The sequence below is a fragment of the Polaribacter sp. PL03 genome, assembly GCF_033875165.1.
In the GTDB taxonomy this organism is placed as follows: Bacteria; Bacteroidota; Bacteroidia; order Flavobacteriales; family Flavobacteriaceae; genus Polaribacter.
On sequence record NZ_JAWZSV010000002.1, the window covers coordinates 452,723 to 477,955 of the forward strand.

The following is a 25,233-nucleotide window of genomic DNA, read 5'->3' on the forward strand; positions in this document are numbered from 1 at the left end:
GCTAAATATTATCGATAAATTATAAAGAGTAAAAGTTCTTTAAAAGAAAGATTAAATAATAACACTAACATCGTTATTATGCGAATACTTTGTGAAAAACTAAAAATACTTTTATAAATATTGTAGAAAAAAAAATCATAAAAAAACAGCTATTTAGAAAATAGCTGCTTTTTTTTTATTGAATCTTAAATTGATTATTTCAATTTAGGTTGTTTAAAATATTTTAAAGGAACAAACAACATTCCAAAACATTCACTTTCCTCTTTCCCCATATTTTTATGATGAATCTTGTGTGCTTTTCTTAAACCTCTTAAATAATTATTATTCGTATTTTTAAACCACTTAAATCTTTGGTGAATTAAAATATCATGAACTAAGAAATAAGCAATACCATAAAACAAAATACCTAGACCTATAAAAAATAAATATGTGTGCTCTGTATATGTACCAAAATAAAACAAGGCAATGCTTGGTATTGCAAAAACAACAAAGAAAGCATCGTTTTTTTCGAAGCCACTATATTTTGGTTTGTGGTGGTCTTCATGTAAAAACCAGCCAAAACCGTGCATTACATACTTGTGTGTTAACCAAGTAACACATTCCATTAATAAAAAAACTGCTAATGTTATAAATGGTAAAATCATTAAATAATATTTAATTTATACTTCACGTAACTTCTTGCTAATAAATTTATCTTCATAGGATTAGAGATTCTAACTCTAGAATCCATAATTTGTTCTGAAGGAACCATTTTAAGTTTTTTAAGCAATCTTCTATAATATCTAAATGCTGTATAAACTCCAAATTTTGCTTCAACAGGTAATTTTAAAATACCGTGTATATAAGCATAATCAAAATCTGCTTCAATTTCATCGATAATAATTTGCTTAGAAGCAGCATCTAATTTTCCTAAATCTATATTAGGAAAATAAGAACGATTTAAAACTTCAAAATCATCTTTTAAATCACGTAAAAAATTTACTTTTTGAAAAGCAGATCCTAAACGCATAGCAGCATCTTTTAACTCTTCATACTTTTCATTATCTCCATTTACAAAAACTTTTAAACACATTAAACCAACAACATCTGCAGAACCATAAATGTAAGCATCATATTCTTCTTTGGTTTGGTATTCTGTTTTGTGTAAATCTGCTTTCATACTTTTTAAGAAAGCTTGTACCATTTCATCTGGTATTTGATACTTATTTACCGTTTGCTGAAAAGAGTTTAAAATAGGATTTAAACTAATACCTTGCTCTTTTGAAAGATAATAATCTCTTTCAAAATGTTCCATTAATTGTTCTTTATTATAATCATGAAAAGTATCTACAATTTCATCTGCAAAACGAACAAAACCATAAATATTATAAATATCTGTTCTAATTGTTGGCGATAACATTTTTACTGCCATAGAGAACGAAGTGCTATATTTTTTAGTAACCAACTTACTACAATCATTAGAAACACTATCAAATAGTTCTTTCATATTATTTTTGATTTTTAATAATTAACTCTGATGCTATTTTACCAGAAATTAATGCTGGTGGAACTCCTGGACCAGGAACTGTTAATTGGCCCGTAAAATACAAATTATTTACTTTAGTACTTTTAATTTTTGGTCTTAAAAAAGCCGTTTGTAAAAGAGTATTTGCCATTCCGTATGCATTACCTTTATAAGAGTTATATTCTTCTTTAAAATCATTTACACAAAATGATCTACTAAATAATACGTGTTTTTTAACCTCTTGGTTTGTTAATTTCTCGAATCTATCTAAAATTTTATGAAAATATGCTTCTCTTAATGCTTCTGTATCTTCAATTCCTGGTGCTAAAGGAATTAAAAAGAAACCAGCCTCTTTACCTTCTGGTGCAGAAGTTTTATCTGTCATAGAAGTAAAATTTGCATAAAATAAAGGATCTGTAGGCCATTTAGGTTTATCGTAAATTTCTTCTGCATGCAAATCGAAATCTGTATCAAAAAATAAAGTATGATGACTTACATTTTCTATTTTCTTATCAAAACCAACATAAAATAATAGAGATGATGGTGCAAAAGTCTTCTTGTTCCAAAATTTCTCTGAATATTGCCTTAGGTTTTCATTTAGTAAAGTCTCTGTATGATGATAGTCTGCGCCACTTAAAACTAAATTTGTTTTAATTTCTTTTCCATTCACTAATAAACCAGAAACGTTATTATTGTTGTCTGTAATAATTTTTTCTACGTTCGCATTTACTTCAAATTTTACACCCAAATGTGTCGCTAAAGAAACCATACCTTCGATAACTTTATACATTCCTCCTCTTGGATGCCAAGTTCCTAAACCAAAATCTGCATAATTCATAAAATTATAAAAAGCAGGTGTATTACTTGGTTTAGCTCCTAAAAATAAAACAGGAAACTCTAAAATTTTAATTAATTTACTGCTTTTAATATTTTTTCTAACTTGATTTCTTATGGTAGAGAAAAATTGGGTAACCCTTGCAATAGTAGTTGTTGTAACTAATTCTAAAGGAGAAATACCAGGCTTATAAACTAAATCTAGAATTGCTGTTTCGTAATTAGATTTTGCAGAATCTAAAAACGTTTTCAAATGTTTAGCACTTCCTTTTTCTTCTGCTTCGAACATTTTATAAATGTCTTCTAAGTTCTCAGAAATTTTTAATGACGAATTTTCACCAAAATAAACTTCATAACCAGGACTTAGCTTATCTAATGTGTAATAATCTGAAGGTTTTTTTCCAAAATCGGCAAAAAAACGTTCGAATACATCTGGCATCCAATACCAAGACGGACCAAGATCAAACGTAAATCCTTCTTTTTTATATTGTCTTGCTCTTCCACCTAACGTATCATTTTTTTCTAATACATGAACATTATAACCTTGTTTTGCTAAATAACAAGATGCTGCCAAAGCAGAAAAACCAGAACCAATAATATGAATGTCTTTTTTCATTAATTTTTTAATTGTTTAACAAATATATAAAAAAACTAAACAAAATCTTTATGATAAAAAATTTTATATCACTTTTAACACATCTGTTATAGTGTCAAAAAAAGAAATATTAAATTTATAATCATTATTTTTTATCAAAGAAGTCTTTTTACCAATAGCTATAAATTGATGTTTAGATTTTTCTAAGATGCTTTCTATCTCATTAAAGTAACTTTCTATTTTATCATCATAAGGCTGCACCGTTAAAGAGGTTACAAAGGTAAGTTCACTCTTGTTCTCAAAAAAATAATTTAAATTGTCTAAAGGTAAGTTTTGACCTAAATAAATTGTTTTATTTCCTTTTAAAACAAGTTCATAATTTAAATACAATAACCCAAGTTCATGAATTTCATTTTCTGGTAAAAATAAAACATACGTTTTGTTAAAGTCTTTATTTTTACGTTCTAAATCTGCTGTATTTATATGTATTTTCTGCGCTATTAAATTAGATATAAAATGCTCATGAGCAGGTAGTAAAGTATCTGTTTGCCAAAGTAAACCAATGTGGTTTAGAAAAGGAATTAAGACCTCTTTAAAAACTTCTTTAAAAGTTTTTATTTCTATCAATTTATTATAAGTCTCATTAAATAACGTTTTATTAAACTGTAACATCGATAATTTAAGAGCATTAATTGCATCATCTTTTATACCAGTAGCAAAAGCAACCTCTCTAGATTGCAGTATAATATCTTCATCAGACATTTTTGCAATTTTAGAAATCTTAAAATTGTTTTTACTTAATAAAACTACATTTAATAATTTTTGTAAATTTTGATTTGAGTAATATCTAATATTTGTTTCTGTTCTTTGTGGTTCTAATAAATTATACCTTTTTTCCCATATACGAATTGTATGGGCTTTAATTCCTGAAATATTTTCAAGGTCTTTAATCGTGAAATCTTGCTTAATATTGTTCAATGTTTATAATTTATTATTCAACAAATATAATTATTTTAACATCAAAAAATTATTTTTTATAATAATTGTAACATTTTATACATTTACCGTACTAATAAGTAACTAACCTATTTACAAAGTGCAAAAAGATTTAGAAGCTAAATTTTTATTAGACTTTGAAACAAACCAAAATATTGCACATAAAATTTGTAGAATTTACACTACAAATAAAGATGCTCATAACGATTTGTTTCAAGAAATAACCATACAAGTTTGGAAAAACTACCCAAAGTTTAGGGGAGATTCTAAGTTTAGTACATGGATGTATAGAGTGGCTTTAAATACCGCAATATCACTATATAGAAAATCGACAAGAAGAGTAAAAACACAAGATTTTAGTGATGTTCAATTTAAAATTAAAGCTACAGATTATGACGATACAGAAGAATTGCAATTAAAATCACTTTACAAAGCAATACATCTGTTAAATGACATAGAAAAAGCGCTCATTTTCTTATATCTGGAAGACAAACCTTATAAAGAAATATCGGAAACACTAGGTATAACTAGTGTAAATGCAAGAGTAAAAATGAATAGAGCCAAAGAGAAATTAAAAAATATCTTAAACCCATAAATATGGATTTATTAGACAACTATAAAAAAGCTTGGAAAAATCAACCGGAAGAGGAAGATAAATTTTCTGCTGTAGAAATATATAAATTAGCGCAATCGAGATCGATATCTATTGTAAAATGGATATTTATTATTGGTATTTTAGAATTTGTAGTTTTAAATTCTTTATACCTTTTTATTGATGCTAAAGAAGCATTGCAGGAGTATAAAAAATTAGGATTAGAAAATTTTATTTACGTTTCACAAACTATATTTTATGTTATAATTTTATACTTTTTAGTGAAGTTCTATTTAAATTATAAAAAAATATCAACGTCTGACTCTACTAGAGTTTTAATGAAAAAAATTATTAAGACAAGAAAAACAGTTCGTAGTTACGTTATATTTAACTTGGCCTACACAGCAATAATTTCTATAATTATAATGTTTGCTGAAATAAATGTAAACTTCGAAGACTTAAGTGTAAAACAAATTTTATTATTCTGTTTACTTATACTTCTATTAATTACGGTAATACTTGTTGTCTTTTGGTTATTTTACAGATTACTGTATGGTTTTTTATTAAGAAAATTAAAAAAGAACTACAAAGAATTGGCTAAATTAGACAACGTAAATTAAATACACATTTTTATGAAAAAAGTTATACTATTTATTTTTCTAAGTTTTTCATTGGTTTCATTTTCTCAGAAATCAGATTTTTGGAGCCATGTACAATATGGAGGTGGTTTTACTTTAGGTTTTGGAAGTCAAACTACTATTGGTATTTCACCAAGTGCTATTTACAACTTCGATAATGGTTTTTCTTTAGGAACAGGTTTAAGTTACTTGTATTCAGAAATTAACGATTTCTCTACCAGTGTTTATGGCGCAAGTATCATTTCTTTGTATCAAACAAAATTAGGTATTCAGCTTTCTGGTGAATTTGATTATAATTTTGCGAACCAAAAAGATCAATTTGGTACAATAAACACCAACTTTCCTGCTTTACATCTAGGAGTTGCATACAACCAAGGTAGATTTGCGGTTGGTGTTCGTTATGATGTTTTATATGACTCTAAAAAAAGTGTTTTTGGTTCGCCAATTTCACCTGTTGTACGTTTCTATTTCTAAAAAAGGTTTAACTCTTTTAAAAGAATTTTATGCATTTCATCTGTATAATCTAAATGTGTAACTATTCTAATTCTTCCTTGTCCCATTGGAGTTAATAGAATGTTTTTTTGTTTCATTTTTTCAATAAAATTATCTGCACCTATTTTTGCATCAACATAGAAAATAACAATATTTGTTTCTATGGTTTCTACTTTTGTAACATAAGTTACGGCCTCTAAAACGGCTCCTATTTCTTTGGCTTTTTTATGATCTTCTGCTAATCTATCTATATGATTGTTTAATGCATAAATACCTGCAGCAGCTAAAAACCCAACCTGTCTCATTGCACCACCAAGCAGCTTTCTAATTCTTAGTGCTTTTGCAATATGCTCTTTAGAACCAAGTAAAATAGATCCAATTGGTGCGCCTAAACCTTTAGACAAACAAATAGAAATAGTATCAAACAACTCGCCATATTGCTTTGCAGATTCATTTTTTGCTACTAAGGCATTAAATAAACGAGCGCCATCTAAATGAAATGCTAAATTATTTTCTTTCGATATTTTCTGCAATTTTTCTAATTCAGAAAAATCCCAACACGCTCCTCCTCCTTTATTTGTGGTATTTTCTATACAAACTAAACTAGCAAATGGTGTATGAATACCAAAACCTTCTAGGATGGCTTCTTCTAGCTGTTGTGCAGTAAACATGCCTCTATTTCCATCAATTAACTTACAAGTAACACCAGAGTTAAATGCTGCTCCTCCGCCTTCATAATTATAAACGTGTGCATATTTATCGCAAATTAATTTATCTCCAGGTTGCGTATGTAATTTAATGGCAGTTTGATTTGCCATGGTTCCAGAAGGAAAAAATAATGCATCTTCCATTCCAAATAATTTTGCAGCTTTTTCTTGAAGTTCATTTGTTGTAGGATCCATTTTAAAAACATCATCACCAACCTTTGCTGTCATCATTGCATTCAACATTTCTGGTGTTGGTTTTGTTACCGTATCTGAAATTAGGTCTATTATCATTTATTTTATATTTTTAATTATGGAAACACTTTTAGGCTTATTTCTAATAATTTTTATAATTGTGTTATTTGTTTATTTCTTCAAAAAAGTAAATCATACAGAACACGATTATTCTGGGAATTTAGACAAACAAAAAGAAGATTATGAAAGCTCTTTTCCTTATTTAATTAACATTTTTAAAGGTTTATTCAAGAAATAATTAATAACCACTTCCTATTGGAGAACCATCTGGAATTTTTGGTGCTTTCGATTTTTTAAATGAAATAGGATTTTTCACAAAACTATCAATCATTTTAATCATAGAATTATCGTAAATCTTCTGAATTCCTACAGCATTTTTATTCTTTAAAATTGATTTGATTTCTTCTAATTTAAAGAATACAATTGCGTTTACTTGTTTATACTGATTTTTATAAGCAGCCAAATAAAATAATTGCTCTAAAACAGCTGTATTTATTACGTTTTGTAATTCTTGATAATAAGAATCTTTATGCGTTTTTTTAATGGTTTTAGAAACCAATTCATCAATTAATTCGACCAAACCTAATTGGTTTTTATTTAAACTTTTATGTGCTATTAATCTTGATGTTCTTTGCGGATTCAATAACAAATTCAATGTCATTTCAGAGGCGGTTTCAACAGCACCAAAAGCATCAAACTCTGCTCCTAAATCACTTTTAAAAGATTCTCTAGTTCTACCAAAACCAATTGCTCTTGGTGGAAATAATGCTAACTTTTCTCTAGGAATTGCAATTTCATCTACAGCAATTGTTTTTAAAATTGCTTGTAAAGCTATTCTTTCTGTTGTACCAGAAACTCTTTTTACAATAGTTTGGTTATCGCCTTTAACGGCATAAGAATAATCTAAACCTCCAATTAATTTTACAGTTGCTTCTGTTTGAAACCTATGGAAAAAATACAACGGTACAAAAACATCTTCTAAAACAGAATACGGTTGATTTGTTTTAATATTATCTGTAGAAAAATTAGTAATAGCCTTTTTTCTAATTTTAAGAACGTTATACAACTCGTCATAAATATTACCTCCATTATCCCATAAATGTGCAGAAGCACTTGCACTTCCTTGAGACCTTGCATCTTGGTCAGATAAATACTTTAATCCGTTTGAAGTTGCATCTTCTAAAATTTTATTTAGATTATTATCTTCATCTTCATTAAAGTTCTGATAAAAATAAGCCACAATTACTTTGTCCCAAGCTCCTATCTTAGTATCATAAGCATTAGAAAAATCAATTTTATCACCTTTTAAAGTAAATTTAGGATGCGGATAATCCATCACAGAAGCTCTACCATTAGTACTGGCAGCAAAGTTATGTGCAAAACCTAAAGTATGTCCTATTTCATGAGCAGATAGTTGTCTAATTCTTGCAATTGCCATTTGTAAAGCAAAATCATCTTCTACAGAATTGTTTTTATAAGGTGCTTGCAAAGCTTGTGCTATTAAAAAATCTTGACGAATTCTTAAACTTCCTAAACTTACATGACCTTTTAAAATCTCACCAGTTCTTGGGTCAGAAATACTTCCTCCATAACTCCAACCACGCGTAGATCTGTGTACCCATTGTACCATATTGTAACGAATATCTAAAGGATCTGCTCCTTCTGGCAACATTTTCATCTGAAATGCATCTTTATAACCAATAGCTTCAAAAGCTTGGTTCCACCAACTTCCTCCTTCTAATAAAGCAGAACGAACCGGTTCTGGCGTTCCTCTATCTAAATAATAAATAATTGGCTCTTTTGCTTCAGAAATTAAAGCATTTGGATTTTTCTTTTCTAAACGATGTCTGTAAATAAATCGTTTTGTTATAGATTCATTAACTGGGGTCGCATAATCTAAATAAGACATAGCATAACCACCAGAACGTGGATCGAATTTTCTTGGTTTGTACTTATTATCTGGTAACTCTACAAAAGAATGATGCTGATTTACAGTAACCAAACTAGCATCTGGTGTTACACTTCTTATGTTATATCCTTTAGGAGAACCTTTAAAAGTTAATAAAACATCGAATTCTACATTTTTAGGAAATGCTTTTGTTCTTTCTAAATTAAAAGCAGACTTACTTTTATCTAAACTATAATTTCCTTGATTATTTCTAGCCAAAGTTTTAGCAACACCATGTGCATCTCTCATAAAAAACGAAGTAGCATCTACTAAAAAACTACCATTTTTTTGTTCTTTAATAATAAAACCATGTAATACAGATTTTGCAAACGCTTCTTTAACAGATTGTTTTTCTTCTTTATTATCTGTTATTGCTCTATAATCTTGGTTTGGCTGAATCAATAATAATTTATTCCCAGCTTTTTTAAAGTAAACAACTACGCCACCGCCTAATTGCCCTCTATCTAAACCAATATCATTAGAACCTATTCCTTCAGAAAGTGAGCGAGCATAAAGAAACTCTGTATTTAAATTATCTATTTGAATAAATATTTTATCTGAAGTAATATCATAATAAAACGGAATATAACCGTCATACTTAGTAATTCCTTTTTGTAATTTAGTTCCTACTTTCTCAGTAAAAAACTGTGAAAATCCATCAACAGATATTGTAATAAAAAGTAGAATAAGTAGTGTTTTCTTCATGTTTAGTAAATTTTCTATAAATCTATACAATAACTATCAGTTTTTAAAACGAGAAATCTTAAAATTTCATTTATTTTTGTTCAACTTATGATTACACAAGACCAACTTAAAGATATTGCTACAAGAATAGATAAGTTAAAATCTTATTTAGAGATTGATAAAAAACTGATTGAAATTGCCAATGAAGAAGAGAAAACGGTAGATCCTAATTTTTGGAACGACCCAAAATCTGCAGAAATTTTCATGAAAGAACTGCGTTTTAAGAAAAAATGGGTAGAAGATTATAATAAAACAATCACTTTAAACGAAGACGTAAATATTTTATATGACTTTTATAAAGAAGGTGAAGTTGAAGAAGCAGAAGTTATAGAGCAATTTGAAAATGCAAGTACTTTTTTAGAAGATTTAGAGTTTAGAAATATGCTTTCTGAAGAAGGAGATTCTTTATCTGCAACCGTACAAATTAACGCAGGCGCTGGAGGTACAGAAAGTTGCGATTGGGTAGAAATGCTCTCTAGAATGTACACTATGTGGGCAGAAAAGCATGGTTTTAAACTAAAAACGCTTAATTACCAAGCGGGTGATGTTGCTGGTATTAAAACAATAACCATAGAAATAGAAGGCGATTATGCCTTTGGTTGGCTAAAAGGAGAAAATGGCGTACACAGGTTGGTACGTATTTCGCCATTCGATTCTAACGGCAAAAGACACACAACCTTTGGCTCTGTATACGTTTTTCCTGTTGCAGATGATTCTATAGAAATAGAAATAAACCCTGCAGATATAGAAATTGTAACCGCGCGTTCTAGTGGTGCTGGTGGGCAAAATGTAAATAAAGTTGAAACGAAAGTTCAGTTAACACACAAACCAACCGGAATTCAGATTTCTTGTTCTAACTCGCGTTCTCAGCACGATAATAGAGCAACTGCAATGAAAATGCTAAAATCGCAATTATATGAAATTGAATTGCAGAAGCAACAAGCAACAAGAGACGAAATTGAATCTGGTAAGTTAAAAACAGAATGGGGAAGCCAGATAAGAAATTACGTAATGCATCCTTATAAACTAGTAAAAGACGTTAGAACAGCTCACGAAACGGGTAATGTAGACAATGTAATGAACGGAGATATAGACCCGTTTTTAAAATCTTATTTAATGTTAAACGGGCAAAAAAGCGATTAATTTTAACACTTATTAAAACAGCATAATTAGTAGCTATTTCCTGCTTTCCATTATATCTTTTTGTGAAAAACAAAAAGGATGCCATTACAATCAGGGCTAAACTTGTTTGCAAACAAATAGTAAAATTAAAAACATAAAGCATGATAAAAATATACCACAACCCACGTTGTTCTAAATCTAGACAAGGATTAGAAATTTTAGAAAACTCTAAAAAAGAATTTAAAATAGTTAAGTATTTAGAAGAAATACCATCAGAAAAAGAACTGAAAGAAATCATCAAATTATTAGGCATCACTCCTATTCAATTAATTAGAAAAACAGAAAAAGTTTGGAAAGAAAATTATAAAGGAAAAGAATTGTCTGACGATGATATTATTAAAGCAATGCTAGAAAATCCGAAGTTAATAGAACGTCCAATCGTTATCAACAATAATAAAGCAGTTATAGGAAGACCACCAGAAAACATTTCAACTATTATTTAGTGTTCTTTTTTTTAGTCTTTCTTTAACTTTTTTTTAACTATCTGTAATTAAACTAAAAAAGAACTTTGTGGTCTAAAGCTAAAAACCAACTCAGTTTTGACAAAAAAAATTACATTCCTTATTTGTTGTTTATTTACAATAACAACCTTGTTTTCGCAAAAACCAAACAGTACAAACAATATTAAAATCTCTGGTAAGGTTATAGACGCCAATAGCAACCAACCTTTAGAATACGCTACAATTATTATAAAAAATACAGAAACAGAAAAGGTTTCTGGGGGTATTACAGATCTTAATGGTCTATTTTTAATTTCATTACCAAAAGCAACATATCAAATTAGTATCGAGTTTATTTCTTTTAAATCTATAAAATATCCTGCAGAAACTATTTCTTCTAATAAAAATTTAGGTACAGTTAAATTAGCCGAAGACACAAATAGTTTAAATGAAATTGTAATTGTTGCAGAGAAATCTACAGTAGACATCCGTTTAGATAAAAAGATTTACAATGTTGGTAAAGACATGACGTTAAAAGGTGGTTCTGCATCAGATGTTTTAGACAATGTACCTTCTGTAGATGTAGACCCAGAAGGAGTTGTTAGTTTAAGAGGAAGTGAGAATGTTAGAATTTTAATTGATGGTAAACCTTCTGCACTAGTTGGTTTATCTGGCGCAGATGCATTAAAGCAATTACCATCAGACGCAATAGAAAGAATAGAAGTAATTACATCTCCTTCTGCTAGATATGATTCTGAAGGTACCGCAGGTATTCTAAACATTATTTTAAGAAAAGGAAAAGCTACTGGTTTTAACGGTTCTGTTAATGTAACTGCAGGAGATCCTAAAAACTTTCAAGGTGGTTTAAACTTAAACTTACGTTCAGAAAAAATAAATCTATTTTCTAATTTTGGTTATAGCGACAGAGGTGGCCCAGGATTATATAATTCTAATATTACTTATTTATCTAACGGTAGTATAGATAGTACAAGAATAGAAAACAGAGATAATAATAGAAACAATAGCGGTTTTAACGCCAACATTGGTTTAGAGTATTTCTTAAATAAGAAAAGCTCTATTACAGGAACTATCTTTGTTAGAGATTCTGATGGCCAAGATATTTCTACAAATAGTATTAGCTCTTTTGATGCTTTAGATAATAACTTGTATAATTCTAAACGTATACAAGATGAAAGTGAAGTTGACCAAACATTACAGTTTTCTTTAAATTATGTAAATAACTTTAATGAAAACGGTCATAAACTTACATTAGACCTTCAACATAGTGCAAATAAAGAAAACGAATCTGCAATTATTACAGATGTAAACCCAGAAACAAATACTACAAAAGAACTTTCTTTAGACAACTTATTGCAAGTAGATTATGTTTTACCTATTGGAAAAAGCGCACAATTTGAAGCTGGTTATCGTGGTAGTTTTCAAGATTTAACATCAAGCTATAATGTAATTGCACCTAATTTAGATGATAGGTATAATCCTTCTAACAATTTAGAATTTACTCAGAATGTAAATGCTTTTTACACACAATTTGGAAATAAAATTAACAAGTTTTCATACTTAGTAGGTCTTAGAGCAGAAATTACTTCTATAGATATTAGACTATTAAACACAAACGAAAACTATAACAAGAACTATACAGATTTATTTCCTACAGTAAATTTTGGTTATGAATTAACAGAAGATCAAAGTTTTACTTTAGGATATAGTAGAAGATTAAGAAGACCAAGTTCTAGATATTTAAATCCGTTTGAAAACAGAGCAAGTGAAACTATTATTTCTAAAGGAAACGTAAATTTAGACCCAACATATACAAACTCTTTCGATTTAGGATATCTTAATAGATGGGGAAAGTTAACATTAAACTCATCTATTTATTACCAACACTCTACCAACAACATTGCAAGAGTTAATAGCCAAGAAGTTAGACTTGTTAATGGCAAAGAAACCAATGTTTTAGTAAGACAACCTATTAATTTATCATCTGAAGATAGAGCTGGTTTTGAATTTACTGCTAATTATAATGCAAGTAGAAAAGTAAAGTTTTCTGGTAGTTTTAATTTTTATCAATTTGAAACAGCAGGAGAATACACCTACAATATTACAGACCCAACCACAAATGTGGTTACACCAATAACACAAAATTTCGATACAAATAATAATTCTTGGTTTACCCGTTTCGATGCAAAGGTTACACTTCCTTGGAATATTCAATCTCAAACAAGACTTTTTTATAGAGGTCCAAAAAGTGATGCACAAAGTGATGTAGAAGGTATTCTTTCTTTAAACTTAGCCTTTAGTAAAGATATTTTAAAAGACAAAGGAACTTTAGTTTTTAATGTTAGTGATCTTTTTAACTCAAGAAAATATCAATTTACAAGCTACGCTCCTAGTAGAGAAAACCCAACAAATATTACAGACCAGACTTTTCAGAGAAGAATGAGACAAGTATCTTTAACTTTTTCTTACAGGTTTAATCAAAAGAAAAATCAAGAGAAAAGAAGTTCTGGAGAAAGAGAAGACAATGGAGATGGCGATTTTTAAAGTAATCTAAGGTATACAATAATTAAAGCGGGTTTAAATACTCGCTTTTTTTTTCAAACAGAAAAACTAAGAATTGCTTTTAACTTAGAGTATAAATTATTTTTAAAACAGATTTTAAAGCACAAAAACTCGTTCAATTACTTGAACGAGTTTTTTGTTATATATTTTATAGAGAATTACTACTTCCCTTCAGCAGCTTTCTTAGCTTCTTTTTTTAATTTCATATTTTCCCAAATAGTTCCACCAATCCAATAAGGAACTACAAATGTTAATAAGAATATTAACAACCAGAAACCAGCTGTAAAAATAAACATGAATAAAACCAATCCTGAAAATTGAGAAAAATCTAACATTTTAATATCTTTAATTAATTATAGTTGCAAAAATAAGATATATTTTCAAATTTTACTATCTAAATGCAAAGTTTTTCGAGACTATTTTATATTCATAGTTAATAACGATTCTACATAGTTTTTTGTAAATTTGTGCATCTTAAAATTACAATCTTTTATTATGAAATATAGAATTGAAAAAGACACAATGGGGAATATTGAAGTTCCTGCAGATAAATATTGGGGAGCGCAAACAGAACGTTCTCGCAACAACTTTAAAATTGGTGCTGCAGCTTCTATGCCACTAGAAATTGTATATGGTTTTGCGTATTTAAAAAAAGCAGCAGCTTTTACAAATGCAGAATTAGGTGTTTTAGCAACAGAAAAAAGAGATTTAATTGCACAAGTTTGTGAAGAAATTCTTGCTGGAAAATTAGATGATCAATTTCCTTTAGTTATATGGCAAACAGGTTCTGGTACACAATCTAATATGAATGTGAATGAAGTTGTAGCAAATAGAGCTCACGAAATTGCTGGTAAGGTAATTGGTGAAGGTGAAAAGACAATTCAACCAAACGATGATGTTAACAAATCTCAATCATCTAACGATACATTTCCTACAGGAATGCATATTGCTATCTATAAAAAGATAAAAGAAAACACAATTCCTGGAATTATAAAATTAAGAAACACTTTAAATGACAAAGCTATTGCATTTAAAGATGTAGTAAAAATTGGTAGAACACATTTAATGGATGCTACTCCACTTACTTTAGGTCAAGAATTTTCTGGTTATGTAGCTCAATTAGACTTTGGTTTAAAAGCATTAGAAAATACATTGGCACATTTAAGTCAGTTAGCTTTAGGAGGAACGGCAGTAGGTACAGGTTTAAATACTCCAGCTGGTTATGATGTTTTAGTTGCTAAATATATTGCAGAATTTACAGGTTTACCTTTTATTACTGCAGAAAATAAGTTTGAAGCTTTAGCAGCACACGATGCTTTAGTAGAAACGCATGGTGCTTTAAAACAAGTTGCAGTTTCTTTAAATAAAATTGCAAATGATATTAGAATGATGTCTTCTGGACCAAGATCTGGAATTGGAGAAATTATTATTCCTGCAAATGAACCAGGAAGTTCTATTATGCCAGGTAAAGTAAACCCAACTCAAGCAGAAGCTATGACAATGGTTTGTGCACAAGTTATGGGTAACGATGTTGCTGTAACCGTTGGTGGAACACAAGGGCATTACGAGTTAAATGTTTTTAAACCTATGATGGCTGCAAACGTTTTGCAATCTGCTCAATTAATAGGAGATGCTTGTTCTTCTTTTGAAGAGCATTGTGCTGCAGGTATAGAACCAAATCATTCTAGAATTACAGAATTAGTTAATAACTCTTTAATGCTAGTTACTGCTTTAAATACTAAAATAGGATATTATAAAGCTGCAGAAATTGCAAACACAGCACATGCAAATGGTACAACTCTAAAAGTTGAAGCTGTTCGTTTAGGATACGTTACACCAGAACAGTATGACGAATGGGTAAAACCAGAAGAAATGACTGGAGGTTTAAAATAGATTAAAAATTACAATATTTAAAAAGCTGTAATTAACTTTACAGCTTTTTTTTAGCTAAAATAAATAATCATAATAATAGATAATGAAGATGACAAATCACGAAGAATTTATGAGTGAAGCAGTAAAAGCTGCTTTAAAAGGAATGAGTAATAATGAAGGTGGGCCATTTGGGTGTATTGTTGTAAAAGACGGTAAAATAATTGGTCGTGGAAATAACAAAGTTACTTCTACAAATGACCCAACAGCACATGCAGAAGTTACAGCAATTAGAGATGCTTGTAAAAACATTGGTTCTTTTCAATTAGACGGTTGTATTGTGTATACTTCTTGCGAGCCTTGTCCTATGTGTTTAGGTGCAATTTATTGGGCTAGACCAGATAAGGTTTACTACGGAAGCAATCAACAAGATGCTGCAAATATTGGTTTTGACGATGAATTTATTTACAAAGAAATTCCGCTTCCTTATGAAGAAAGAAGTATTCCTTTTGAGCAAATAGGAAGGGAAATTGCCTTAGAACCTTTTCAGAAATGGTCTGAAAAAGAAGATAAAACTGAATATTAAATCATAAAAAAAATCCGAAGTTAAAACTTCGGATTTTTTATTATATAAACTTTTACATTAGAAAGAACAGTCAGTCTATAAATAACGTTCTCTTATAATATTTAAATGATGTTTTTGATGTCCTGATGATAAATAACCTAAGGCTCTAACAGACATTTCATTATTTGATGCAATACCAATTCTTAACAAAGCTTCATCAGAAAAACTTTTATATAATTGTATTGTAGATTTTCTTAAAGCAGACATTTCTTCTATTAAATCATTATAATCTCTTTGATTTGCATTGTCATTTTCTACATAAAAATCTTGATCCATTCCTGGTAAAGATGTTTTATCATTTCTAGCAAAACTTAAAGCTCTATAACAAAAAACTCTTTCTGTATCTATAATATGCTGAATTACTTCTTTTAAAGTCCATTTACCTTCTGCATAAGAAAAACTATGTTTTTCTTTAGGCACGTCTTTTAATATACTTTCAAATTCTTTTTGAGAACTATCTAAATTTTCTGTAATAGATTTTTCTTCAACTGAAACTAATTGTATGTATTGCTCGAAATAAGGAGCATATTCTGTTTTTGAAATCATATAAATAATTTTATTTTTTAGGCTTTAAAAAACCAAATAATTTAGAGAAAAAAGTTTCAGACTCTTCGTTCTCATGATAACCATAACCATATTTTCCGTAACCATAACCATAGCCGTAACCATAACCATAACCGTATTTACTCTTAACAGAGAAATCATTTAAGACATAACTTATATTCGTTACTTCTTTGTTTTTGTATTTATCGTCAATCATTCTCATCATACCTTTTTCTGTATAATTTTGACGAACTACATAAACAACTGCATCTGCATATTTAAACAATTCTAAAGCATCTGAAACTAAACCAACTGGTGGCGTATCTATAATTACATAATCATAGTCCTTTTTTAACTGCTTTATCATTTCTTCTGCAGAATTGCCTAATAACAATTCAGATGGATTGGGTGGTATTGGTCCTGATAGAATTAAATCTAAATTTGGTATTTTGGTTGGTGTAATTACCTCTTTTAATGTTTTCTGCTTTATTAAATAATTTACAATTCCAATATCATTTGGTAAATCAAAATCATCGTAAATTTTCGGTTTTCTTAAATCTAAACCTAATAAAACCGTTTTCTTTCCACTTAAAGCAAAAACAGTTGCCATGTTAATAGAAACCATTGTTTTACCTTCTCCACTTACAGAAGAAGTTAAAATTAATGTTTTAGAATCATCACTACTTGCGTTTTTAAATAAGAATTGAATATTAGATCTTAAAGCTCTAAAAGATTCTGCTACAGAAGATTTTGGTCTTTCAAAAACTGCTAAATTATTTTTTCCTGTATTTTTACCAACAACACCTAAAACAGGTATTGCATAATTATTTTGTATTTCTTCTGCAGTATGTACTTTATTATCTAAAAGTTCTTTAATTATAATGTAGAAAAGAGGAAGTATAGCACCCAACATTATTGCTACTAAATAATTAAAACTAGGTAAAGGGTAATTTGGTCCTTGTCCTAAATCTTTCGCGGTATCAATTATTTTAACGTCAGAAACATTGGCAGCAATTGCTGTACCTGCTTCATATCTTTTTTGTTTTAAATAACTATAATTTGCTTCAGACAATTCATAATCTCTTTGAAAAGAAATTAACCCTTGTTCTTTTTTTGGTAATTTTTTCTTTTTCGAATTGTAGAGCGATAAACTTTTATTTAACTTTTGAAGTCTACTATTATTAACCCTTTGAAGTGACAGTATATTTTCTTGTAAATTATTTTTAATAATTTCTATCTCTCTAGATAAATTTTTAATTTGAGGGTGATTATCTTTCACTAAACCTCTTAAACTTTCTCTAGCACTAGATTTTACAACTAAGTTATTAATTAATTCTGCAACTTTAGGATCTTGAATTTGAAGAGTTGCAGGAACTAAATTATCTCTATTATAACTATTATTAGTTCTAATATAACTTTTTAAGTTTTTTAGATAATCGGCATAACTTTGCAATTCAATCTTCTCCTTTTCAAGAGCAATTGTTTCTCCAAAAATTTCTGATCCTTGAGAAGATAAATCAAAAATATTATTACTCTCTCTATAATTTCCTAAACCTTGCTCTAAGCTTCTAAGCTTTTGCTCTTCTGCAATAAACAAAGTATCTATGTATGCTTGTGTTTTTACAGCATATTCTATTTTCTGTATTTTTTTAACAGAATCTAAAACTTTTACTGTAGCGTTTAAATAGTCTACTAACCTTTTTTTATTACCACCTTGCATAGAAAGTCTTAGCATAGAGGCTGCATTTGTTATACTACTTACGCTAATACCTTTATTAGCGCCAACTGTTCCATCAAAATTAGCAAATCGAATAAAATATTTTTCTCCTACTTTAAAAGGACTTACCTGCTTTATTTTAAAATTTAAAAAAGGGGTATCTATCGTTTCTCCAACTTTATAGTCTTTAGAAAAACTTAAATCATTTGAAGGTAAATTGGTAATTGTATTTAAATCGTAATTAATTACAGAATTACTACCTAATTCGTTATAATCATAAGATAACTTAAAAGTATCTTCTCTTGTAATTTCAATAGTAATTAGTTTATTATATAATTGAGGTTTAGTAGTATTTAATTTTACTATAAATGGTGTGTAACCATATTTATCTTCTATTCTAAACCTACCTTCTTGAAGGTAATTAATATAAAAATTTAGTCTTTTTACAACAATTTCGTTATGAGACCTAGAATTCAAAATTACCTTAACAGTTTCTAACTCGTCACTTGAGCCTCCCCAATTAAAAGCAATATTAGTTCCTGTAGAAAATAACGGATTATTCTCTTCTTTAACAGAAATTGTAGTATTTAAACTAAACACTTTCTTCATGTAGCCATTCATAAACTTAGCTACAATAAGTCCTATTATAATAGTTACTAAAAAAAGTTTCCAGTAAGCTAAAACCTTATAAATATAATCTTTAACATCTATATTACCAGCACCAGAACCTTGTACACCTTTTGTTTGATTATTCATAACTTTTATAAATTTCTAGCTAAGATTATAGTAGACGTAATTAATGTAAATAGAGAAACAATAGTAGATAAACTTTGTAAACCTGTTTTTCCTGTTCCCCAGGATTTCTCTTTTAATGGTTTTATATTTATAATATCATTAGGTTTTATATAAAAAACTTCAGAGTTTAAAACATCTATATTAGTTAAATCAACCACAAATTTTTCTGTTCCATTTACTGTACGTCTTACTATTTCTACAGATTGCCTATTACCTACATCTGTCATATCACCAGAATTAGCAACAGCGTCTATAATAGAAACTCTATTTTGATATATAATATTAGTTCCTGGTTGGTTAATTTCGCCAATAATAGTATATCTAATTCCAGATAATTTTACAGAAATAAATAAACTCTCATCACTTTTAATATATTCTTCTCTTAGTTTACTTTCTATTTTTTTTCTAACTTCAACCTCTGTATAACCTAAAACATTCATTTCACCTAAAGTAGGTACCCTAATGTTACCATAATTATCAATACTATAATCAGAAAAATAACCTTGGTTACTACCTTGCCCTCCACCACTACTTCCTGCAGTAGAATTATTTAAATTTCCTTTTTGAAAAACTTCTACAATTTCTTTATTTTTAGAAGTAATCGTAATATTTAAAATATCATCGATTTGTAATTTATAAGGAATGTTATTAATTCTTTTAATTTCTGAACTAGAAGTAGGCTTTCCTTGAAGATATGTTAGTTCTTTATTAGAGACACAAGAGCTTAAAGAACCTATTAATATGAGTAAAACTATGTATTTTTTCATTTTTATTTTTAAAGACAATAACCACAAATATACTTTTTATAAGTGTAAAGCTATAATTTTATTTTATTTTCGTTTTTCATTTATATAAAATGTTATATCAACAAAGAAAATATCTTCAATTTTTATCAAAAGCAAGCAATCAACATGGGGTACATTCTCCTTTTGTTTACTTACTTATTACAAAATGTTTTTATAAAAAAACAGACAAAAATTTATGGAAAAACTTCCTAAATATTAAACAACAACTATTAGACAACAAAAAAGAGATAAAAGTCACAGATTTTGGTGCAGGTTCTAAAATTTTTAAAAGCAATAACCGTAAAGTATCTAAAATTGTTAAGGTTGCAGGGATATCTAATAAAAAAGCTACTTTATTAATTAAAATTATAGCTTATTTTAAACCAAAAAAAATTCTAGAAATTGGCACTTCTCTAGGTTTAGGAACTTCTGCTATTAAAACAGGAAACAACAGTGCTAAAATACTAACTTTAGAAGGCTGCCCAGAAACTAGCAAAGTCGCACAAGAGTTATTTGACAAAAATAATTTTACTACAACAAAAATAATAACTGGCGATTTTTCAAAAACACTTTCAACTGTAACACAAAACGAAGAATTCGATTGTATTTATTTTGACGGAAATCATACAAAAAAAGCAACTTTAAATTATTTTGAAGAATGCATAAAAAAAGTACATAATAATTCTTTTTTCATTTTTGATGATATTTATTGGAACAAAGAAATGCAAGATTCTTGGGAAACTATAAAAAACCACACAAAAGTTACTGTAACAATAGATCTTTTTTACTTCGGTATTGTTTTCTTTAGAAAAGAACAAGCAAAAGAACATTTTAAGATTAGAGTTTAACTATTTATTAGAAAATAAACTTTGTAACTTTGATACTTTAAAACTACAACCAAAATGAAAATATATACAAAAACCGGAGATGAAGGAACTACTGCTCTATTTGGCGGCACAAGAGTAAAAAAATACAATTTACGTATAGATAGTTATGGTACAGTAGACGAATTAAACTCTTACATTGGTTTAATTAAAGACCAAGAAGTATCAAATTATATTAAAGAATCACTTTTAAAAATTCAAAATGAATTATTTACGCTAGGTGCAATGTTAGCAACTCCGCCAGAAAAGGAAACTCTAAAATCTGGTAAAGAGCGACTAAATATTCCTAAAATAGATGAAGGCTCTATTGTTTTCCTAGAAAATGAAATAGATAAAATGGATGCAGAGCTTCCTCAGATGACTCATTTTATTCTTCCAGGCGGCCATCAGGCAGTGTCATTCTGTCACGTAGCAAGATGTGTTTGCAGACGAGCAGAACGCTTATCTGTAGAGTTAAATGACCATGAAGCTATAAATAATGACATCTTAAAGTATTTAAACAGACTTTCTGACTACCTTTTTGTGTTGGCACGAAAATTGTCTAAAGACTTACAAATAGAGGAATTTCAATGGATTCCTAAGAAAAATTAATAAGTTCTTTTTTTATCGAGATGAAGAAGTTTTAAACTTTATTTACTTACTTAAATCGTTGATTTTAAATAAAAAATAAAATTAAAAGGCAACTTCACAATAAATTTCTTAAAAAAGACTTGCATAATTCAGCAAAAAAATTATTTTTGCACAAAATTAAACAATAAGAAATGTATTGGACATTAGAATTAGCATCATATTTAGCAGATGCGCCTTGGCCAGCAACCAAAGATGAGTTAATAGATTACGCTATTAGAACCGGAGCTCCTTTAGAAGTAGTAGAAAACCTACAAGATATAGAAGATGAAGGTGATTCGTATGACTCAATTGTAGAGATTTGGCCAGATTACCCAACTGAAGATGATTATCTTTGGAACGAGGATGAATACTAAACATAACAATTAAATATAAAAAGTCTCTAAAGAGGCTTTTTTTTTGTTTTTATTTTAACGAATAGAAACCTATATTTTATTTTTCATAAAAACCTGATATACAAACAAATAATATAGCTATTATTTTTAGCTAACATAAACTTAGATATAATGAGTATTTTAAATTCAGTAATAAAACTTTTTGTAGGTGATAAACAACAGAAAGATTTAAAGATTTTACAACCCGTAGTAGATGATGTAAGAAAGTTTGAAGCAACATTTTCTAAACTTACTAATGACGAATTAAGGGCAAAAACTATTGAGTTTAAAGAAAGGATAAAGACAGCCACAAAACAATTTGATGACAAAATATTCTCTTTAGAAGAAGAAGCTATAAAAGCAGATATTGACAGGCAAGAAGATATTTATGCAGAAATAGATGTTTTAAAGGATGAAGCATATAAAGTTTCTGAAGAAGTATTGCTACAAATTATGCCAGAAGCTTTTGCTGTTGTAAAAGAAACAGCAAAACGTTTTGTAGAAAATAAAGAAATTGAAGTAACTGCAACTTCTTTTGACAGAGAATTATCTGGTGAAAGAGACCACATTACATTACAAGACGACAAAGCACTTTGGGCTAACTCTTGGGATGCTGCAGGAAAGCCTGTTACTTGGGACATGGTACACTATGATGTTCAATTAATTGGTGGTTCTGTTCTACACCAAGGTAAGGTTGCAGAAATGATGACTGGTGAAGGAAAAACCTTAGTTTCTACACTACCAGTATATTTAAATGCATTAACAGGAAACGGAGTTCACTTGGTAACTGTAAATGACTATTTAGCAAAACGTGATAAAGCGTGGATGGGACCAATTTTTGAGTTTCATGGTTTCTCTACAGATTGTATCGATTATCACCAACCAAACTCAGATGCTCGTAGAAAAGCATACAATGCAGATATTACTTATGGTACAAATAACGAATTCGGTTTCGATTATTTACGTGATAATATGGCTAGTTCTAAAGACGATTTAGTACAAAGACCACCAAATTATGCGATTATAGATGAAGTAGATTCTGTTTTAATTGATGATGCTAGAACACCGTTAATTATCTCGGGTCCTGTTCCTCAAGGAGACAGACATGAGTTTAATGAATTAAAACCACTAGTAAACGATATTGTTGGTATACAAAGTAAATATTTAATTGGTGTTTTAGCAGAGGCTAAAAAATTAATTGCTGCTGGAGACACGAAAGAAGGTGGTTTTCAATTATTAAGAGTTTACAGAGGTTTACCAAAAAACAAAGCTTTAATTAAGTTTTTATCTTTAGAAGGAACAAAACAAATTCTTCAAAAGACAGAAAACTATTATATGGCAGACAATAACAAGTTAATGCCAGAAGTAGATGAAACTCTATGGTTTGTTATTGAAGAAAAAAATAATCAAATAGATTTAACAGATAAAGGAATTGCACATCTGTCTGAAAAGACTGAAAATGATAATTTCTTCGTTTTACCAGATGTTGGTGTAAAAGTTGGTGAGATTGATAGCTCTAAAATTTCTGCAGAAGAAAAAGCAGTTCTTAAAGAGGATTTATATAAAGATTTTAGTATTAAGAGTGAACGTATTCATACAATGAATCAACTTTTAAAAGCATACACTGTTTTTGAAAAAGATGTTGAATATGTTGTAATGGAAAACAAAGTAATGATTGTTGATGAACAGACGGGTCGTATTATGGACGGTCGTCGTTATTCTGATGGATTACACCAAGCAATTGAGGCAAAAGAAAATTGTAAAATTGAAGATGCTACACAAACTTTTGCAACGGTAACACTTCAAAATTACTTTAGAATGTATCGCAAACTTTCTGGTATGACAGGAACAGCGATTACAGAAGCTGGTGAATTATGGGAAATCTATAAATTAGATGTTGTAGAAATACCAACAAATAGACCAATTCAAAGAGATGATAAAGAAGACTTAGTTTATAAAACAGCACGTGAGAAATACAATGCCGTTATAGAAGACATTGTTGTTTTAGTTGAACAAAAGCGCCCTGTTTTAGTAGGTACAACTTCAGTAGAAATATCAGAATTATTAGGTAGAATGTTACAAATGCGTAAAATTCCTCATAATATTTTAAATGCAAAATTACACAAGCGTGAAGCAGATGTTGTTGCAGAAGCAGGTAAACCTGGTGTTGTAACAATTGCAACAAACATGGCAGGTCGTGGTACAGATATTAAACTTACCAAAGAAGTTAAAGAAGTTGGTGGTTTGGCAATTATTGGTACAGAAAGACATGATTCTAGACGTGTAGATAGACAGTTAAGAGGTCGTGCAGGTAGACAAGGTGATGTTGGGTCAACTCAATTTTATGTTGCTTTAGATGATAACTTAATGCGTCTTTTTGGTTCCGATAGAATTGCAAAAATGATGGATAGAATGGGGTTAAAAGATGGTGAAGTAATTCAGCACTCTATGATTTCTAAATCTATTGAAAGAGCACAAAAGAAAGTAGAAGAGAACAATTTTGGTATTCGTAAGCGTTTATTAGAATATGATGATATTATGAACGCTCAACGTGAGTTTGTTTACAAAAGAAGACGTAACGCTTTAGATGGTAAACGTTTGCAAGTAGATATTGCAAATATGATTTATGAAACTTGTGAATCTATTATTAGTAGTAATAAAGCTGCAAAAGATTTTCAAAATTTCGAATTCGAATTAATCAAGTTTTCTTCGATGACTTCTCCTATTACAGAAGAAGAATTTAATAAGCTAAGTGAAAAAGAAATTGCAGATAAATTATTTGATATTGTTTCTGAACATTACAAGAATAAAATTGAAAGAAATGCAGTTTTAGCATTTCCGGTAATTAAAGACGTTTTTGAAAATGAAGGAGATAGATATGAGCGCATTGTAGTTCCTTTTACAGACGGAATTAAATCTTTACAAGTTGTTACAAACTTAAAAGAAGCTTATGAAAGTGAAGGTAAAAGTCTTGTAACAGATTTTGAGAAAAACATTACACTAGCAATTATAGATGAAAACTGGAAAGAGCATTTACGTAAAATGGATGAATTAAAACATTCTGTGCAAAATGCTTCTTACGAACAAAAAGATCCTTTATTAATCTATAAATTCGAGGCTTTTGAATTGTTTAAGAAAACAGTAGACGAAATTAATAAAGAAGTCTTGTCTTTCTTATTTAAAGGAGAATTACCAACACAAGATCCTAATCAAATTTCTGAAGCTAGAGATCAAAGAAAAGAACGTTTAAACACAAGTAAAGCAGACGTTCAAAACTCAAGTGAACAAGCTATATCTAATTCTAAACCACAACAGTCTGAACCGGTTGAAACAGTTGTAAGAGAACAACCTAAAGTTGGTAGAAACGAACGTGTTACAATTAAAAATGTAATGAGTGGTGAAGAAAAAGAAGTAAAATTTAAACAAGCGATTCCTTTACTTGAAAAAGGTGAATGGGTTTTGGTTAACAACTAATACACCTGATTATTATACACAAAAAAGCCGTTTAGA

The 25,233-nt window shown here is 29.1% G+C and carries 23 protein-coding genes; 13 read left to right on the forward strand and 10 right to left on the reverse strand.

Annotation, left to right across the window (positions count from 1 at the left end):
- Positions 1 to 194 precede the first annotated feature (194 nt).
- The 4 genes from SHK09_RS05365 to SHK09_RS05380 form a co-directional block, all read right to left on the reverse strand.
- Complete coding sequence (locus SHK09_RS05365) at positions 195 to 644, reverse strand: sterol desaturase family protein (RefSeq protein WP_319809750.1); 450 nt, start codon at positions 642 to 644, stop codon at positions 195 to 197.
- On the reverse strand, positions 644 to 1,486 hold the full coding sequence (locus SHK09_RS05370; RefSeq protein ID WP_319809751.1) for a phytoene/squalene synthase family protein: 843 nt from the start codon (positions 1,484 to 1,486) through the stop codon (positions 644 to 646). Before SHK09_RS05370 ends, SHK09_RS05365 begins: the two co-directional genes overlap by 1 nt.
- Position 1,487: 1 nt before the next feature.
- Positions 1,488 to 2,954 (reverse strand): phytoene desaturase family protein, encoded by a 1,467-nt coding sequence (locus SHK09_RS05375; protein WP_319809752.1) that lies wholly within the window; start codon positions 2,952 to 2,954, stop codon positions 1,488 to 1,490.
- Positions 2,955 to 3,017: 63 nt separating this feature from the next.
- Entirely contained in the window at positions 3,018 to 3,911 is an 894-nt protein-coding gene (locus tag SHK09_RS05380) for a MerR family transcriptional regulator (RefSeq protein ID WP_319809753.1), read from the reverse strand.
- A 118-nt stretch (positions 3,912 to 4,029) separates the two neighbouring features.
- Here SHK09_RS05380 and SHK09_RS05385 point away from each other — a divergent pair, with 118 nt between their 5' ends.
- Genes SHK09_RS05385 through SHK09_RS05395 form a run of 3 tightly spaced genes read left to right on the forward strand, consistent with a single transcriptional unit; the run spans position 4,030 to position 5,633 of the window.
- Positions 4,030 to 4,524 carry an RNA polymerase sigma factor gene (locus tag SHK09_RS05385; protein WP_319809754.1) on the forward strand — a complete coding sequence of 165 codons (495 nt, stop codon included), beginning with the start codon at positions 4,030 to 4,032 and terminating at the stop codon, positions 4,522 to 4,524.
- Positions 4,525 to 4,526: 2 nt separating this feature from the next.
- Positions 4,527 to 5,141 (forward strand): hypothetical protein, encoded by a 615-nt coding sequence (locus tag SHK09_RS05390; protein ID WP_319809755.1) that lies wholly within the window; start codon positions 4,527 to 4,529, stop codon positions 5,139 to 5,141.
- A 12-nt stretch (positions 5,142 to 5,153) separates the two neighbouring features.
- Entirely contained in the window at positions 5,154 to 5,633 is a 480-nt protein-coding gene (locus tag SHK09_RS05395; protein WP_319809756.1) for a hypothetical protein, read from the forward strand.
- Here SHK09_RS05395 and SHK09_RS05400 read toward each other — a convergent pair.
- Complete coding sequence (locus tag SHK09_RS05400; RefSeq protein WP_319809757.1) at positions 5,630 to 6,649, reverse strand: GntG family PLP-dependent aldolase; 1,020 nt, start codon at positions 6,647 to 6,649, stop codon at positions 5,630 to 5,632. The genes SHK09_RS05395 and SHK09_RS05400 overlap by 4 nt on opposite strands.
- Before the next feature lie 19 nt (positions 6,650 to 6,668).
- Here SHK09_RS05400 and SHK09_RS05405 point away from each other — a divergent pair, with 19 nt between their 5' ends.
- Positions 6,669 to 6,848, forward strand: a complete 180-nt coding sequence (locus SHK09_RS05405; protein ID WP_319809758.1) for a hypothetical protein — start codon at positions 6,669 to 6,671, stop codon at positions 6,846 to 6,848.
- Here SHK09_RS05405 and SHK09_RS05410 read toward each other — a convergent pair whose 3' ends face one another.
- Entirely contained in the window at positions 6,849 to 9,263 is a 2,415-nt protein-coding gene (locus SHK09_RS05410; RefSeq protein WP_319809759.1) for a zinc-dependent metalloprotease, read from the reverse strand. It abuts the gene before it with no gap.
- 87 nt (positions 9,264 to 9,350) lie between these two features.
- On the opposite strand from SHK09_RS05410, the gene prfB reads away from it, so the two are divergent.
- The 3 genes from prfB (at position 9,351) to SHK09_RS05425 (ending at position 13,486) form a co-directional block, all read left to right on the forward strand.
- Positions 9,351 to 10,445 (forward strand): peptide chain release factor 2, encoded by a 1,095-nt coding sequence (gene prfB, locus SHK09_RS05415; RefSeq protein WP_319809760.1) that lies wholly within the window; start codon positions 9,351 to 9,353, stop codon positions 10,443 to 10,445.
- A gap of 140 nt (positions 10,446 to 10,585) precedes the next feature.
- A complete protein-coding gene (gene arsC / locus SHK09_RS05420) occupies positions 10,586 to 10,927 on the forward strand; it encodes an arsenate reductase (glutaredoxin) (RefSeq protein ID WP_319809761.1) in 342 nt (113 codons plus the stop codon).
- Between the two features lie 147 nt (positions 10,928 to 11,074).
- Positions 11,075 to 13,486, forward strand: coding sequence for a TonB-dependent receptor domain-containing protein (locus SHK09_RS05425; protein WP_319809762.1), 2,412 nt, complete (start codon positions 11,075 to 11,077; stop codon positions 13,484 to 13,486).
- Positions 13,487 to 13,665: 179 nt separating this feature from the next.
- Here the strand turns inward: SHK09_RS05425 and SHK09_RS05430 are convergent, their stop codons facing one another.
- Positions 13,666 to 13,839 (reverse strand): hypothetical protein, encoded by a 174-nt coding sequence (locus SHK09_RS05430; protein WP_189663090.1) that lies wholly within the window; start codon positions 13,837 to 13,839, stop codon positions 13,666 to 13,668.
- Between the two features lie 160 nt (positions 13,840 to 13,999).
- Between SHK09_RS05430 and fumC the strand changes: the two genes are divergently transcribed.
- Positions 14,000 to 15,397 (forward strand): class II fumarate hydratase, encoded by a 1,398-nt coding sequence (gene fumC, locus SHK09_RS05435; protein ID WP_319809763.1) that lies wholly within the window; start codon positions 14,000 to 14,002, stop codon positions 15,395 to 15,397.
- 88 nt (positions 15,398 to 15,485) lie between these two features.
- Positions 15,486 to 15,959: a nucleoside deaminase gene (locus tag SHK09_RS05440; protein ID WP_319809903.1), complete on the forward strand. Its 474-nt coding sequence runs from the start codon at positions 15,486 to 15,488 to the stop codon at positions 15,957 to 15,959.
- Positions 15,960 to 16,034: 75 nt separating this feature from the next.
- On the opposite strand, the gene SHK09_RS05445 is transcribed toward SHK09_RS05440, so the two are convergent.
- From SHK09_RS05445 to SHK09_RS05455, 3 genes are read right to left on the reverse strand one after another with little or no spacing between them, the layout of a single operon-like run.
- Complete coding sequence (locus tag SHK09_RS05445) at positions 16,035 to 16,544, reverse strand: DinB family protein (RefSeq protein ID WP_319809764.1); 510 nt, start codon at positions 16,542 to 16,544, stop codon at positions 16,035 to 16,037.
- Between the two features lie 10 nt (positions 16,545 to 16,554).
- Positions 16,555 to 19,014, reverse strand: a complete 2,460-nt coding sequence (locus tag SHK09_RS05450) for a polysaccharide biosynthesis tyrosine autokinase (RefSeq protein ID WP_319809765.1) — start codon at positions 19,012 to 19,014, stop codon at positions 16,555 to 16,557.
- A 5-nt stretch (positions 19,015 to 19,019) separates the two neighbouring features.
- Positions 19,020 to 19,820: a polysaccharide biosynthesis/export family protein gene (locus SHK09_RS05455; protein WP_319809766.1), complete on the reverse strand. Its 801-nt coding sequence runs from the start codon at positions 19,818 to 19,820 to the stop codon at positions 19,020 to 19,022.
- A gap of 89 nt (positions 19,821 to 19,909) precedes the next feature.
- On the opposite strand from SHK09_RS05455, the gene SHK09_RS05460 reads away from it, so the two are divergent.
- The 4 genes from SHK09_RS05460 (at position 19,910) to secA (ending at position 25,197) form a co-directional block, all read left to right on the forward strand.
- On the forward strand, positions 19,910 to 20,686 hold the full coding sequence (locus SHK09_RS05460; RefSeq protein WP_319809767.1) for a class I SAM-dependent methyltransferase: 777 nt from the start codon (positions 19,910 to 19,912) through the stop codon (positions 20,684 to 20,686).
- A gap of 54 nt (positions 20,687 to 20,740) precedes the next feature.
- Positions 20,741 to 21,313 carry a cob(I)yrinic acid a,c-diamide adenosyltransferase gene (locus tag SHK09_RS05465; RefSeq protein ID WP_319809768.1) on the forward strand — a complete coding sequence of 191 codons (573 nt, stop codon included), beginning with the start codon at positions 20,741 to 20,743 and terminating at the stop codon, positions 21,311 to 21,313.
- Positions 21,314 to 21,483: 170 nt separating this feature from the next.
- Complete coding sequence (locus tag SHK09_RS05470) at positions 21,484 to 21,705, forward strand: DUF2795 domain-containing protein (RefSeq protein ID WP_265724938.1); 222 nt, start codon at positions 21,484 to 21,486, stop codon at positions 21,703 to 21,705.
- A gap of 150 nt (positions 21,706 to 21,855) precedes the next feature.
- Complete coding sequence (secA, locus tag SHK09_RS05475) at positions 21,856 to 25,197, forward strand: preprotein translocase subunit SecA (protein ID WP_319809769.1); 3,342 nt, start codon at positions 21,856 to 21,858, stop codon at positions 25,195 to 25,197.
- Positions 25,198 to 25,233: the final 36 nt, after the last annotated feature.

Excerpts from the sequence above, each read along its gene's own strand:
- SHK09_RS05365 (WP_319809750.1), bottom strand. The coding sequence starts at position 644 with ATGATTTTACCATTTATAACATTAGCAGTTTTTTTATTAATGGAATGT.
- SHK09_RS05370 (WP_319809751.1), bottom strand. The coding sequence starts at position 1,486 with ATGAAAGAACTATTTGATAGTGTTTCTAATGATTGTAGTAAGTTGGTT.
- SHK09_RS05375 (WP_319809752.1), bottom strand. The coding sequence starts at position 2,954 with ATGAAAAAAGACATTCATATTATTGGTTCTGGTTTTTCTGCTTTGGCA.
- SHK09_RS05390 (WP_319809755.1), top strand. The coding sequence starts at position 4,527 with ATGGATTTATTAGACAACTATAAAAAAGCTTGGAAAAATCAACCGGAA.
- SHK09_RS05395 (WP_319809756.1), top strand. The coding sequence starts at position 5,154 with ATGAAAAAAGTTATACTATTTATTTTTCTAAGTTTTTCATTGGTTTCA.
- SHK09_RS05400 (WP_319809757.1), bottom strand. The coding sequence starts at position 6,649 with ATGATAATAGACCTAATTTCAGATACGGTAACAAAACCAACACCAGAA.
- SHK09_RS05405 (WP_319809758.1), top strand. The coding sequence starts at position 6,669 with ATGGAAACACTTTTAGGCTTATTTCTAATAATTTTTATAATTGTGTTA.
- SHK09_RS05410 (WP_319809759.1), bottom strand. The coding sequence starts at position 9,263 with ATGAAGAAAACACTACTTATTCTACTTTTTATTACAATATCTGTTGAT.
- prfB (WP_319809760.1), top strand. The coding sequence starts at position 9,351 with ATGATTACACAAGACCAACTTAAAGATATTGCTACAAGAATAGATAAG.
- arsC (WP_319809761.1), top strand. The coding sequence starts at position 10,586 with ATGATAAAAATATACCACAACCCACGTTGTTCTAAATCTAGACAAGGA.
- SHK09_RS05430 (WP_189663090.1), bottom strand. The coding sequence starts at position 13,839 with ATGTTAGATTTTTCTCAATTTTCAGGATTGGTTTTATTCATGTTTATT.
- fumC (WP_319809763.1), top strand. The coding sequence starts at position 14,000 with ATGAAATATAGAATTGAAAAAGACACAATGGGGAATATTGAAGTTCCT.
- SHK09_RS05440 (WP_319809903.1), top strand. The coding sequence starts at position 15,486 with ATGACAAATCACGAAGAATTTATGAGTGAAGCAGTAAAAGCTGCTTTA.
- SHK09_RS05445 (WP_319809764.1), bottom strand. The coding sequence starts at position 16,544 with ATGATTTCAAAAACAGAATATGCTCCTTATTTCGAGCAATACATACAA.
- SHK09_RS05450 (WP_319809765.1), bottom strand. The coding sequence starts at position 19,014 with ATGAATAATCAAACAAAAGGTGTACAAGGTTCTGGTGCTGGTAATATA.
- SHK09_RS05455 (WP_319809766.1), bottom strand. The coding sequence starts at position 19,820 with ATGAAAAAATACATAGTTTTACTCATATTAATAGGTTCTTTAAGCTCT.
- SHK09_RS05460 (WP_319809767.1), top strand. The coding sequence starts at position 19,910 with ATGTTATATCAACAAAGAAAATATCTTCAATTTTTATCAAAAGCAAGC.
- SHK09_RS05465 (WP_319809768.1), top strand. The coding sequence starts at position 20,741 with ATGAAAATATATACAAAAACCGGAGATGAAGGAACTACTGCTCTATTT.
- SHK09_RS05470 (WP_265724938.1), top strand. The coding sequence starts at position 21,484 with ATGTATTGGACATTAGAATTAGCATCATATTTAGCAGATGCGCCTTGG.
- secA (WP_319809769.1), top strand. The coding sequence starts at position 21,856 with ATGAGTATTTTAAATTCAGTAATAAAACTTTTTGTAGGTGATAAACAA.